Annotated in this window: 9 protein-coding genes; 8 read left to right on the top strand and 1 reads right to left on the bottom strand. The window is 41.3% G+C overall.

All coding sequences use genetic code 11. The features are described 5' to 3' along the window. Positions 1-41: 41 nt before the first annotated feature. Positions 42-1,007: an aldo/keto reductase gene (locus MHH49_RS25640; RefSeq protein WP_341138618.1), complete on the top strand. Its 966-nt coding sequence runs from the start codon at positions 42-44 to the stop codon at positions 1,005-1,007. Positions 1,008-1,043: 36 nt separating this feature from the next. After that, the gene (locus MHH49_RS25635; RefSeq protein WP_076105750.1) at positions 1,044-1,895 is read left to right on the top strand and encodes an aldo/keto reductase; all 852 of its coding nucleotides are present in this window, start codon (positions 1,044-1,046) and stop codon (positions 1,893-1,895) included. Positions 1,896-2,014: 119 nt separating this feature from the next. Here the strand turns inward: MHH49_RS25635 and MHH49_RS25630 are convergent, their stop codons facing one another. Next, entirely contained in the window at positions 2,015-3,511 is a 1,497-nt protein-coding gene (locus MHH49_RS25630; RefSeq protein WP_341138617.1) for a glycoside hydrolase family 43 protein, read from the bottom strand. A 174-nt stretch (positions 3,512-3,685) separates the two neighbouring features. Between MHH49_RS25630 and MHH49_RS25625 the strand changes: the two genes are divergently transcribed. The 6 genes from MHH49_RS25625 to MHH49_RS25600 all read left to right on the top strand — a co-directional run bounded on the left by MHH49_RS25625 (position 3,686) and on the right by MHH49_RS25600 (position 13,259). Further along, positions 3,686-4,600, top strand: a complete 915-nt coding sequence (locus MHH49_RS25625) for an ArsR/SmtB family transcription factor (protein ID WP_076099187.1) — start codon at positions 3,686-3,688, stop codon at positions 4,598-4,600. A 154-nt stretch (positions 4,601-4,754) separates the two neighbouring features. Continuing rightward, the gene (locus MHH49_RS25620; protein WP_178944207.1) at positions 4,755-5,774 is read left to right on the top strand and encodes a phosphotransferase enzyme family protein; all 1,020 of its coding nucleotides are present in this window, start codon (positions 4,755-4,757) and stop codon (positions 5,772-5,774) included. A gap of 70 nt (positions 5,775-5,844) precedes the next feature. Next, on the top strand, positions 5,845-6,768 hold the full coding sequence (locus MHH49_RS25615) for a phosphotransferase family protein (protein ID WP_076099185.1): 924 nt from the start codon (positions 5,845-5,847) through the stop codon (positions 6,766-6,768). Positions 6,769-7,003: 235 nt separating this feature from the next. Next, positions 7,004-9,652 (top strand): endo-beta-N-acetylglucosaminidase, encoded by a 2,649-nt coding sequence (locus MHH49_RS25610; protein WP_341138616.1) that lies wholly within the window; start codon positions 7,004-7,006, stop codon positions 9,650-9,652. Between the two features lie 290 nt (positions 9,653-9,942). Further along, positions 9,943-12,558 (top strand): phosphoenolpyruvate synthase, encoded by a 2,616-nt coding sequence (gene ppsA / locus MHH49_RS25605; RefSeq protein WP_341138615.1) that lies wholly within the window; start codon positions 9,943-9,945, stop codon positions 12,556-12,558. Between the two features lie 92 nt (positions 12,559-12,650). After that, on the top strand, positions 12,651-13,259 hold the full coding sequence (locus MHH49_RS25600; protein ID WP_076105760.1) for a TetR/AcrR family transcriptional regulator: 609 nt from the start codon (positions 12,651-12,653) through the stop codon (positions 13,257-13,259). Positions 13,260-13,372: the final 113 nt, after the last annotated feature.

Below are 13,372 nucleotides of genomic sequence, written 5' to 3'. Positions count from 1 at the left end.
GTTGAACTTTGACTGAACTTCATGCGAAAGGAAGATCACAGATGCAAATGCGTAAATTAGGAAATAGTGGCTTGGAAGTTTCGGCAATAGGGCTTGGCTGTATGGGAATGGATCATGCCTATGGAAAGCCAGCAGATCGTAATGAAATGGTTAAATTAATTCGCAGAGCAGTTGAATTAGGATGTAATTTCATTGATACTGCTGCTTTTTATGGAGAATCCAATGAGGAATTAGTAGGCGAAGCCCTTGCACCACTAAGAGATCAAGTTGTGATTGCAACTAAATTTGGAATTTTAGGACAAGAAGCTGTAGACGGTCAACCTCAACTTATTTTTAATAGTACACCAGATTCTATTCGTAAACAAATAGAAGATTCATTAAAAAGGTTGAAGGTTAATTGCATTGATTTATATTATCAGCACCGAGTGGATCCGAATGTCGAACCTGAAGCTGTCGCAGAAACAATGAAAGATTTAATAGCTGAAGGGAAGATTAAAACATGGGGTGTCTCAAATGCACCGATTGATTATATGAAACGAGCACATGCTGTTTGTTCGATTACTGCAACCCAAAATCAGTACTCCATGATGTGGCGTGAACCGGAAAAAGAGTTGTTTGAACTTTGTGAAGAGTTAGGAATTGCTTTTATCGCTTACAGTCCATTAGGAAATGGTTTCTTAAGTGGTAAATATACAAAGGAAACCAAATATGATGAAGGTGACTATCGAAGTTTCATGGGAAGATTCAAACCTGATGTGATTGATCATAATCAAGTGTTATTAGATTTAATTACTCAAGTTGCAGAAAGTAAAAATGCAACACCGGCTCAAGTCGTATTAGCGTGGGAATTAGCTCAAAAACCATATATCATTCCAATTCCAGGCACTACAAAATTAAACAGATTAGAAGAAAACCTATATGGAGCTGATCTGAAATTAACAAAGGAAGATGTAGATAGACTAAATGAAGCTTTGTCTAAAATGGAAATTGATAGTACACACTTCTAACTAGAGGTGTATCATCAACTAATAGGAGGATTTTTTATGCAAAAAGTTATTTTGAACAATGGTGTTGAAATGCCGATACTTGGTTTTGGAGTTTTTCAAATTCAAGATGAAGCTGAATGTGAACAAGCTGTTTACGATGCGATCATGTCAGGTTATCGACTGATAGATACCGCAGCCTCTTACCTAAACGAAGAAGCGGTGGGAAGAGCCATCAAACGGAGTGGAGTACCAAGAGAGGATCTATTTATTACTACGAAATTATGGGTTCAAGATACCGGATACGAACGTACAAAGGAAGCATTTGAAAAATCCCTTTCAAGATTGCAACTTGATTATTTGGATTTGTATTTAATTCATCAGCCCTTTGGCGACGTGCATGGTTCTTGGCGGGCGCTGGAGGAATTGTACCGTGAAGGAAAAATCAGAGCGATTGGCGTAAGTAACTTCCAGAACGATCGTCTGATTGATTTGATTATTCATAATGAAGTAACACCTGCCGTTAATCAAGTTGAGACACATCCATTCTGTCAACAAATTGAAAGTGCTGCATTCATGAAAGAAAACAATGTTCAGATCGAATCATGGGGTCCATTTGCTGAAGGTAAAAACAACATGTTCCAGAACGAAGTATTAGTAACAATAGCTCAAAAATATAATAAATCTGTTGCCCAAGTAGTTTTACGCTGGTTGACGCAAAGAGGAGTTGTTGTGATTCCAAAGTCTGTCCGGAAAGAAAGAATAATTGAAAACTTTAATATCTTTGACTTTGAATTAAATTCAGAGGATATAGAACAAATTGCGCTGTTAGACACAAAAGAGAGTTTGTTCTTTTCACATAGAGATCCTGTAATGGTAAAAGCGTTAAGTACTAGGAAGCTGGATATCTAATTTTTCTTAGGATCTTATTGGTTTTGATAAAAGATGGGTTAACCATAATTAAGGGGTTAACCCGTCTTTTATTTATAAGAACACCCTTAGACTTGTACAGTTCATTCTAATTTGGAGGTTTAAGAATAAAGGCAGCTAAAATTTGTGAATATCGCATTATAATCTTGGTCTTCTCCAGTGGCGTACAAACCAATAAGCACACCTGTGAATCCTCCGGCTATTTCAGAGGATAGATATTTGGTTTGCGCAGCTCCGAGTAAGATCTCAGTACCGTCTACCTGGATATAAAAGTGATAATGCGTTGGACTGCTTTTGACAACTAATGAAGCATGGTTACATTGACCTATATTTTTTGTTTTTTCAATGGATTTGATATCTCCGATATTCAGCCGTTCGATAATCTCATAACTCTCTGGATGTTTACGCAAGGCCAAGTCATAATGGTGATTTTCGTCCATGTAAAGTGTAATTCCGGCTTCACCATTCGTAAGGCTGACTTGGCACGAAATAATTGCGTTAAAATCTTTTTGACGAATACCAATAAATGTCGGAGTAGCCGGGATATCTAACGTTACTGCAGTTCCTTTAAGCTTTATTTTATCAGCTTCTAACCGATAATTTTCTGTAATTGGGTGACGCAGGTAACACCAGTCCAAATTCCAATCTGTGTTCTCGAACGTATAGACTTCTTTCTCCTGCTGAATAACTGTGTCCGCAATACGATCAGTCTCGAAACTTATAAGAGTGGTACCTTCATGGCCTGCTGTAAACCATCCATCCTCGCCAAAGGTAATCGGAGTTAGAAAAACCTCGCGCCCCAAATGGTGATAGGTAAGATACTGGCCAGTCTGCCGGAAACCAAGATGTAACAGCCACCAATCCCCCTCATGATCTTGTACCAAATCTCCGTGGCCAACACCCTGAAGCTCGTAACCGCCTAAATTTCGATTAGTCAATACGGGGTTATGCGGGTAGGCTTCGAATGGGCCAGCAGGAGAATTGCCCCTTGCATAAGTAACCATATGCCCATATTCGGTTCCACCCTCAGCTGCTAGCAGATAGTATTGTTCATTAATTTTGTATAAATGAGGACTCTCCAAATAACGCCCACCGGATCCTTGCCAGATTGAACGGCTTGGCGACAGCTTCTGCCCAGTTTCAATTTCAATTTCACATTGGACAATACCATTAACTCCGTAATCGTCTGTCCCATTACTCATGAAATACGTTTTGCCGTCTTCAAAATACAAGTCCGGATCAATACCGCCTTGATCTACATTAATCGGATCAGACCATTCGCCGTAAATATTGTCAGTCCAGACATAGAAGTTCTGGCGCAAAGTGTCATTAGTGGTCGTCATGTAGAATCGTCCATTATTGTACCGCAGGGTGGGGGCGAATACACCACCGGAACTGTCCACAGTATCCAGTTGAATCTGGTTTTTTCGGGTTAAGCAATGACCGATTTGGGTCCAATTAATTAAATCTTTGCTTTCAAAAATCGGAACACCGGGAAAATACTGAAAGGAACTGCAGACCAAATAATAAGTGTCTTCAACTTTACATGCGCTGGGATCAGGATAAAACCCTTTGATGACCGGATTATTGTATTTCATTTTTCCACCTCATTAATAAATTTATATAAATATGAATTCAATATATTTAACTACTAAGAAAATTAAACACTATTGCTTATAGGTTTTCAATGAATCGGGGTTGAAGATATACGTTATATTTATTAAATTAATATATATGTAATTTCAATAAGCACAGGTCAGGTGATTATGATGATGATCAAAGCAAACGGTGAAGCAAAATTCATGGCGTTGTATGAAGCGCTGGCAAGCGAAGTCAGATGGAGGATTATGAGCCTCATTGCAGATAATGAAATGAATGTGAAGGAGATCGCGGCTAAGTTAGAGCTTAGCCCTTCCATAGTTACTATGCATATCCGAAAGCTCGAACAAGCTGGACTTACAGGAAGCCACAGGGTACGCCTAAACGGAGGAACGCACAAAATGTGCTTCCTTAAACAAAAAAGAGTTGAGATCGAACTCCCCACTGCCACTCAAACCCCGAGGATCAGAGAGCAGACCATTTCAGTCGGTCATTATACTTCGTTTGATGTTCATCCTACATGTGGTCTTGGGACACAAGAGAAAGAAATTGGGGTTTGGGACGATCCCCGCTATTTTCTGGATCCCGAGCGGGTCAACGCCGGCATTTTGTGGTTTGGGAGAGGTTACGTAGAGTACAAAACGCCTAACTACTTACTTCCCGGTCAAATGCCCGACGCCATCGAGATTTCAATGGAAATTGCTTCTGAAGCCCCGGGCTTGAGAGATCATTGGCCTTCGGATATTGAGTTCTTTTTTAACGGTGTGAAGCTTGGAACTTGGACCAGTCCGGCAGACTTTGGAAGAGCGGCACGAGGCATATATACTCCGGATTGGTGGCATCGGAATGTAAATCAATACGGGTTATTGAAGACGATCCGCATTGATACTTCGGGCACATTTATTGATGAAGAAAGGATGTCGGACATTACTGTCGCAGATATTTTGCTACGGGAACAGTTCTGGACGCTTCGGTTCGCAGTTGACGAGAAGGCTGTTAATGTTGGTGGTTTGACACTTTATGGGGCTGGATTCGGTAACCATGACCAAGATATTTTAATTCGTGTGTACCTAGGAACGATGACCTAATGAAGCAGGATATTTCAGTTATAGTTGTTTTCTCCATCCAGTTTATCAGCTGGAACTGGTAAACTATCCATATATTGAAGAAGTGGAGAGGAGAGATATTCTGAATTATAACGAGGTTATTAAAATTGCTGATACACACATACTTCCATTAGTGATGGAATTGTACGGATTGGAAGGTTATGAAATCAGGCTTATCAATGCACATGAAGGAGGACGGAATGTTGCATATAACTGTGATAAAGCTGATTCTGAAGCAAAAATAATCAGAATTGCCTTCTTAAGTGACAGAAGCCGAGAAGATATTCTGGGTGAAGTGGAATATATCAGGTATTTGTACGAGCATGGCGGCAGTGTTTCGAATGTGGTCAACTCCCAGAAGGGGAATCTGCTGGAAACGATAACCCTTAATAATCATACCTTTTTTGTCTGCTTGTTTGAAAAGGCCAAGGGGGGTATGCTCGTGGAAAATAATTATCAGTATCGGGAAGGCGTTCCTATTACGGAATACTATTATAACTGTGGCAAAGTTCTTGGGAAAATGCATCAATTATCGAAGGGATATACGCCTGTCCATTCTCGGTATGATTTTTTTGATAAATACAATGCCGATTATATAGATAAGCTAATACCTGACTCGTTATCTCTGCTGAAGGAGAAGCTGGTAGATCTCCTTACAACGTTAGAAGGGATGGACAGGGATCACGAGTCTTTTGGGATGGTCCATTTTGATTACTGCGATGGGAATTATATGATCGATTTTAATACAGGGCAAATAACTGTGTTTGATTTCGATAACTCCTGCTTTTGTTGGTATATGTATGACCTGGCAAATCTCTGGACACTTGGAGTGGGCTGGATACAATTTGAACAAGATACTGATAAACGCAAAAAGTTTATGGATGATTATTTTAAAACAGTCCTTGATGGCTACAGATCCGAGACCAGGATCGAAGATTCGATGTTAGGTACATTGCCATTATTTATCCAAGTAACCCTCATGGAAAACATCGTTGATGCATTCGAGGTAATGCGGAACAATGGTGAAGAGCCGGAATGCGATGAAGAGCTGTCATATCGTATAAAATGTCTAGAAGACGATATCCCATATGTAGGATTTTTCCATGAAATTTACTCATGTGATGAACCCTTTGAGTATGAGGAACGAGATATTTAGGATGATGGTGTTTATGATATGCTGCGGATAAATTCATAGTAGACTCAAATAAGCAGGAGTTGGAGTAAAAATGGCTTACGAAAAACCGGAATTGACCATGAGTGAAATTGAAAAAGTACTGTGGAATCATCTTGGACAGGGAGCGGCTGAGATTACACCGATGTCTGGCGGCAATATTAGCAACGTGTTTTCTTTTATTCTCGAAGGAAAAGACTATGTTGTTAAATTCAGCGATTTGGAACGAGCATATGAGACCGAACAATTTGTATCCAATTTGCTACTCGACCAAGGTATCCCTTTCCCAAAATGTTTGGGGTTAGGGAGGACTAATCAGTTAACCTATTTGATCATGGAGCGAATGGAAGGTCGCAATCTATCCGATTGTTCAGCAGAGGAACAAACCCGGCTGATGCCTGAAATTATCGGCATTTTAACAAGAATGGCCGAAACGGATATTGGGGGAACTAACGGGTATGGTTGGATCGGGCCTGAGGGCAATGGCTCCTATTCATCTTGGAAAGACTTCGTCATTGCCGTAAATGCGGAAGATCAGACGGGGACATTCTGGGAGAATTGGCATGAACTCTTCCGCACGTCTTGCTTGGAAAGAGACGTATACGAAGAAATCTATAGTCGTTTGATGACCTACGTACCCTATAATGAATCTAATAGAAGCTTTATACACGGAGATTTTCAACAGTGGAATATTTTGTCCAACGGAACAAGGATAACCAGCATTATTGATGGAAATTGCATGTATGGCGATTCTCTCATAGACCTTGCGATTCTCGACAAGCATATGCCTTGGTGTAATGTCATTAACGCGTATCAAAACTATCAAGAGAAAGCTAGAATAGTGACCCCGAATTTTGAGGAGCGGCTAATCGGTGCCTATTATTTTAAGGGACTCGATGGACTTCGATTCTATGCTAAGATGGGCTGGACAGATGCTTATCAGGACACACGGCATTTTCTTTTAAACCTGAAAGCGTAATAACTATACACTTTACCTTATCCTATACATTTACATTTACTAGCCGCATAATTGCGGCTTTTTGTATATAAATATCAAATTTATAGGAGCAAATTCCCCACTGAGATTATTGACCTTAGACTTACGACCTGTAATAATTGCACCTGAACTTGCCATTAATCCACTATCTATAGCTTTGTTCAACTTGATAAAATGTAAGCGCAATCATTTAATCTATCGATTGGAGGAGTATGGCATGAAAAAGATTGGGGCAGGTTTTATATTCTTACTTGTGATGTGCGCAGCCTTATCCACAACTGCGTTCGCGAAACAGCCTTATTCATCCTATTGGTTTCCGGAGCAATTGCTTCAGTGGAGTCCGGCATCCGACCCGGATGCGGCATTTAACCGGAGCACAGTCCCGCTGCAGGACCGTTTTGTAGCATATGGAGTCAACGCTCATGCAACCAAAGCGCCAAAAGTCATGGCTTTATCAGCACTGAACCCGGGAACAAGCGGAGTTCCATCGCAGGGTTCAAGCAAATTCGAAGCTAACACATTTACCTATTGGCAATATGTTGACAAGCTGGTCTATTGGGGTGGTTCCGCGGGCGAAGGGATCATCGTACCTCCAAGCGCTGATACGATCGACGCGGCCCATAAAAATGGCGTGCCGATTATCGGAACGGTGTTCTTCCCACCAACCGTATATGGCGGGAAGTATGAATGGGTCAAGCAGATGCTTCAGCAGAATAGTGACGGCTCCTTTCCTGCTGCTGACAAGTTGATCCAGGTTGCTAGCCATTACGGATTTGACGGCTGGTTTATTAACCAGGAGACTGAGGGCGGAACGCCGGCCGACGCACAGCAAATGAAAGCTTTCCTAAGTTATCTGGAATCACACAAGTCAAATTCTATGCACATCGTATGGTATGATTCCATGACCAATGAGGGCAGTATCAGTTGGCAAAATGCACTTAACGACAAGAATGCGATGTTCCTGCAAGACAATAAAAAGCAAATTACAGACAATATGTTCCTGAACTTTTGGTGGAAGGATCTTAAAAGCTCGGCAGAGAAGGCTAGAAGCTTGGGCAGAAGTCCATATGACTTGTATGCAGGCATCGATGTCGAAGCCAAGGGTTACGATACAAAGGTGAACTGGAATCTGTTGTTTCCGGATAAAGATCCTGCCGTTACTTCCCTTGGTATTTACCGCCCGGATTGGGCTTTTAACAGCGCAGAGAGTATGGAAGATTTCTTCGTACGCGAGAACAAATTCTGGGTGGGTCCAAACGGGAATCCGAGTAACACCTCGAGTGATCAAGCCTGGAAAGGTATCGCAAACGATGTGATCGAATCATCACCAGTAAATGAGCTGCCTTTCACCACTAACTTCAACACGGGAAGCGGACAGAAATATTTTGTACGAGGGAAGCAGGTGCGGGATAAAGGCTGGAACAACCGGAGTCTGCAGGATATTCTTCCATCCTGGCGCTGGATTGCAGACAGCAAAGGTACCCCGCTTTCACCAGTTCTCGATTGGTCCGATGCCTATTACGGCGGCAGTTCGCTGAAGGTATCAGGCGTGCTGAACCCTAACAATGCGACACATCTGAAGCTCTACAAGACCGACCTTAAGATCGAAGCAAGCACAAAGCTGTCTATTACGTACAAAACACAAAATAAGCCAAGCCTGAAGGTTGGTCTCGCTTTCGCAGACCATCCCAACCAATATGTCTTCCTTAACGTGAAGGATAAGACATCGCCAGACTGGACTACTGAAACATTGAATTTGACCCCATACAAAGGGAAACGGATCGTAGCGTTGTCACTGTATTTTGACTCTAAGGATGCGATTAATAATTACAACATTCAAATTGGCCAGCTCTCTATTCAAAATGCTAATGACTCGATCAAACCATTGCCCGCGGTTCGCGATCTTAAGGTCACTCAATCCGATTTCCGCAATGGTATTTATGGAGACGCCCGATTACAGTGGAAACAGCTTGACCAGCAGGTCAAACAATACGAAATCTATCGTGTACTGCCAGATGGTAGTGAAATGTTCATAGGTGCAACACCAAATCATGTGTTTTACGTTCCTGAGATACGAAGAATAGACAAAGAAACGGTCACAGTATTGAAGGTTGTTGCCATCAATGGAAGATACGAGCAAGGTCAACCCTCTAGCGTGAAGATCAGCTGGCCGGATTATCCAAAGCCGATTGCGGAGTTCAAGGCTGATCGAACCCTAGTGGCTCCAGGCGAGAGCGTAAACTTCACCGACCTGTCGACTGAAGTGACAGAAGGATGGTCATGGACCTTCGAAAGCGGAAGCCCGGCGGTCAGCACATCGAAGAACCCAGTTGTGACATTCGCTCAGGAGGGCGTTTATAGCGTGACGCTAACTGCAACCAACAGCTCGGGCCAAGACACAATTACGAAAAAAGGGCTCATCACAGTGAGCAAGGAAGCTAGCGCAGTGAAAAATCTGGCACTTGGTAAAACTGCAACAGCCGATCATGCCTGCGGGGAAAAGGAAGGGGCACCTAACGCCGTAGATGGTAAAGTGACGGATAACAGTAAATGGTGCGCAATTGGCAATCTGCCCCATTGGCTTCAGGTTGACCTCGGCGCCGAACATCAACTCAGCACTTTTGTCATCAAGCATGCTGAGAGCGGAGGAGAGTGGTCCGGTTTTAATACCAGTGATTATACGATTCAGGTCAGCAGCGACGGAACGAACTGGACGGATGTTGTCAACGTCCAAGGAAACTCGGCTGCCGAGTCGACTGATTCAATTGCGTTAGTAAAAGCCCGCTATGTAAAATTATTGATTCTCAAACCTACGCAGGGAGCCGATACAGCAGCGCGGATCTATGAGTTTGAAGTGAAGGGATAATAATATACCCTATTACGACATTCTAATATTACAGCAAATAAACCGTAGGCCACTTGAGGGGCTGCGGTTTATTTGCTTTAACACTAATGATAGCTGAAATCAAAAAAAAAGAACCTGATTTATCTCATCAGATTCTTATATATTGCATATGAAAAGACACGATGATATAATCAACTCACGACTGATATTCAAAGGTTAGGCATAATAATTGCATCTTATATATTTATATTATCATGCCGTTAAATTCTTGTCAATTTTTTTCTCAATTTAATAGTTAGGAGCGATAATAAATGCGTTCTTTAGTTCTCGGTTTTCAGGAAGTGGACAATACACAGCTTTTGCTCGTTGGCGGAAAAGGGTTAAATTTAGGGAGATTATCAAAAATAGAAGGAATACAAGTACCAGAAGGATTCTGTATTACAACAGTAGGACATCACCAAGCCCTCGAACAGAACCAAACGTATCATGCTTTGTTGGATCAACTAACTATGCTAAAAGTAGAAGATCGGGATCAAATCGGTGAAATCAGTAGGAAGATTCGGCAAATCATTATGGAAGCAGAAATTCCTTCCGATGTTGTGAAGGCAGTTTCTCACTATCTCACCCAGCTTGGTGATGAACATGCTTATGCAGTGCGTTCTAGTGCCACCGCTGAAGATTTACCACATGCCTCTTTTGCAGGTCAACAAGATACCTATTTAAATATCATCGGCATAGAAGCAATCCTTCAGCATATCAGCAAATGTTGGGCTTCTCTATTTACGGATCGTGCCGTAATCTACCGTATGCAAAATGGATTTGACCACAGTCAAGTTTATTTATCCGTTATCGTTCAAAGGATGGTTTTTCCACAGGCTTCAGGGATTTTATTTACCGCTGATCCGATTACTTCTAACCGGAAACTGCTATCCATCGATGCTAGTTTTGGACTTGGCGAAGCACTGGTCTCTGGCTTGGTATCTGCCGATTGTTATAAAGTACAGCAAGAGAAAATTGTCGATAAGAGAATAGCAACCAAAAAATTGGCTATCTACGGACTAAAAGAAGGCGGAACAGAGACCCGGCAGATCGACCTCGAACAGCAACAGACTCAAACACTTACTGAACAACAAATTTTACAAATAGCAAGGATAGGCAGACAGATTGAAGCCTATTTTGGTTGCCCACAAGATATCGAATGGTGTTTGGACGAGGATACATTTTATATCGTCCAGAGTCGGCCAATCACGACTTTATTCCCCATCCCTGAAGCGAATGATCAAGAAAACCACGTTTATGTATCTGTTGGTCATCAACAAATGATGACAGATCCCATGAAACCGCTGGGATTGGCTTTTTACCTGTTAACGACTCCTGCACCTATGCGTACAGCTGGCGGAAGATTGTTTGTTGATGTCACATCAAGTCTTGCTTCACCTGGCAGCAGAGAAATGATCATAGAAGCATTAGGTAAATCTGATCCCCTCATAAAAGACGCACTCATAACCCTCGTAGAGCGAGAAGATTTTATAAAATTTTCGGCAGATAATGAAAAAGCTTCTACTCCGAGTAAAAGCAATACAAGCCTGCCACCTAGTGATTCTCAAGTACAACTCGAAAATGATCTGACAATCGTTTCTGACCTCATTAAGAGCAACCAAGCATCGATAGAAGAGCTGCAACAAAACATTCAAACCAAATCAGGGGCGGAGTTGTTTGATTTTATTCTGGAAGATATGCAGCAATTAAAGAAGATTCTATTCAACCCACAAAGTATGCGTGTGATTATGGCTGCTATGGATGCTTCAGCATGGATCAATGAAAAAATAAATGAGTGGTTAGGTGAAAAAAACGTAGCAGATACGCTTTCTCAATCTGTACAGGGCAATATTACTTCGGAAATGGGTCTGGCGTTACTCAATCTCGCTGATGTGATTCGGCCTTATCCGGAAGTCATTGATTATTTACAGCAGGTTAAAGACGATAATTTCTTAGATGAACTGGTTAGTTTTGAGGGTGGGCAGGAAACCCAAGAGGCTTTCTATGACTATCTCAGCAAATACGGAATGCGATGTACCGGAGAAATCGATCTTACAAGAACTCGTTGGAGCGAAAAACCAACTACACTTGTCCCCATGATTCTTAGTAATATCAAAAACTTTGAACCTAATGCTGGCCATCGGAAATTTGAGCAAGGTCGACAGGAAGCTTTGAAAAAAGAACAAGAGCTATTAGATCGATTGAAGCAATTACCCGAAGGTGAACAAAAAGCTAAAGAAACAAAACGAATGATTGATCTCATCCGGAATTTCAGCGGGTTTAGGGAATACCCCAAATACGGTATGGTTAATCGCTACTTCGTTTATAAGCAAGCTTTATTAAAAGAAGCCGAACAACTCGTACAAGCAGGAGTTATTCCTGAAAAAGAAGATATATACTATATAACGTTTGAAGAACTTCGCGAAGTCGTAAGTAGATGCAAACTGGATTACCAGATCATCAGCAAACGAAAAGAAGAGTACAAATTATATGAAAAACTAACTCCACCACGTGTTCTCACGTCTGATGGTGAAATTATTGCGGGTAAGTACAACCGAGAAAACCTCCCAACAGAAGCTATTGTAGGTCTAGCGGTTTCTTCTGGTGTTATAGAGGGACGAGCGCGTGTCATCTTAAACATGGAGGATGCTGATCTAGAAGATGGAGATATATTAGTTACCTTATTCACTGACCCTAGCTGGACTCCATTGTTTGTATCTGTAAAAGGCCTAGTTACTGAAGTTGGTGGTCTAATGACCCATGGGGCAGTTATTGCGCGTGAATATGGCTTACCAGCAGTTGTCGGAGTGGAGAATGCTACCAAATTGATAAAAGATGGGCAACGAATTCGTGTGCATGGTACAGAAGGCTATATCGAAATATTGTAATGGTTGAATCACGAATGTAGTTTGACAAATCGAATCTTTAGAATTATTTTTAATAGTGAATTTTTAATTCATTATTAAAGGTGAGGGGCAATATGCAGTCTAAAAAAGACGAAGTAAAACAGGAAATTGAATCCGCTGCTTTAAAGGTATTTTTCCGAAAAGGCTTCTCTGATGCCAAAATGAATGATATTGCCGATGAAATTCAAATTTCTGTTGGCAATATTTATACTTATTTTAAAAATAAAAAAGAGTTGTTCTATTCGGTTGTTCCCCCGTCTTTAGTGGACTATTTGAAGAATGTGCTAGTGGAAAATATTCGTATCGATAACCAGACTTTTTTTGATGATGTTAATAATGAGAAAAAATCAGCTATCGTTCAAGAGCAAATAAATATATTAACCCAGTACAGCAGGCAGATTGTCATTATTTTTGAAAAGAATAAAGGGACCGTATATAGCAATGCCAAAAACGAGCTGATCGATCTGATGATCGAAACTAAAAGACCCTTTATAAAAGATCATTATAAAAGATACGAAATCGGAACCGAAGAAAATATGATTCTGCTGAAGATCATCGCGAACAATGTCATCAATATGATTCTGGATTTATTAAAGCACGAGATGAGCGCCGATAGCCGGAGAAGGATTTTTGAGGCATTAAGCTTATACTGGCTGCATGGACTAAAAAGCTTAAACGAATAACATCAATGCGCCGAATTTAGGTGTGGGGTAGAACTGGGGCGCAACGCAGCAATGAGGGACAACCAAGTGGATATGCACATTTAGCATCTACGAGGGTCCCTATTTTTTTAATC

It is taken from the genome of Paenibacillus sp. FSL F4-0122, assembly GCF_038002845.1.
Classification (GTDB): Bacteria; Bacillota; Bacilli; order Paenibacillales; family Paenibacillaceae; genus Paenibacillus_AQ; species Paenibacillus_AQ odorifer.
Note: the sequence above shows the minus strand (reverse complement) of the source record. Positions and strands in the feature narration are given on the sequence as shown.

Bases quoted from the DNA above. Each gene is read 5' to 3' on its own strand.
- MHH49_RS25640 (WP_341138618.1), top strand. From the start codon at position 42: ATGCAAATGCGTAAATTAGGAAATAGTGGCTTGGAAGTTTCGGCAATA.
- MHH49_RS25625 (WP_076099187.1), top strand. From the start codon at position 3,686: ATGATCAAAGCAAACGGTGAAGCAAAATTCATGGCGTTGTATGAAGCG.
- ppsA (WP_341138615.1), top strand. From the start codon at position 9,943: ATGCGTTCTTTAGTTCTCGGTTTTCAGGAAGTGGACAATACACAGCTT.
- MHH49_RS25630 (WP_341138617.1), bottom strand. From the start codon at position 3,511: ATGAAATACAATAATCCGGTCATCAAAGGGTTTTATCCTGATCCCAGC.
- MHH49_RS25610 (WP_341138616.1), top strand. From the start codon at position 7,004: ATGAAAAAGATTGGGGCAGGTTTTATATTCTTACTTGTGATGTGCGCA.
- MHH49_RS25620 (WP_178944207.1), top strand. From the start codon at position 4,755: ATGGAATTGTACGGATTGGAAGGTTATGAAATCAGGCTTATCAATGCA.
- MHH49_RS25600 (WP_076105760.1), top strand. From the start codon at position 12,651: ATGCAGTCTAAAAAAGACGAAGTAAAACAGGAAATTGAATCCGCTGCT.
- MHH49_RS25615 (WP_076099185.1), top strand. From the start codon at position 5,845: ATGGCTTACGAAAAACCGGAATTGACCATGAGTGAAATTGAAAAAGTA.
- MHH49_RS25635 (WP_076105750.1), top strand. From the start codon at position 1,044: ATGCAAAAAGTTATTTTGAACAATGGTGTTGAAATGCCGATACTTGGT.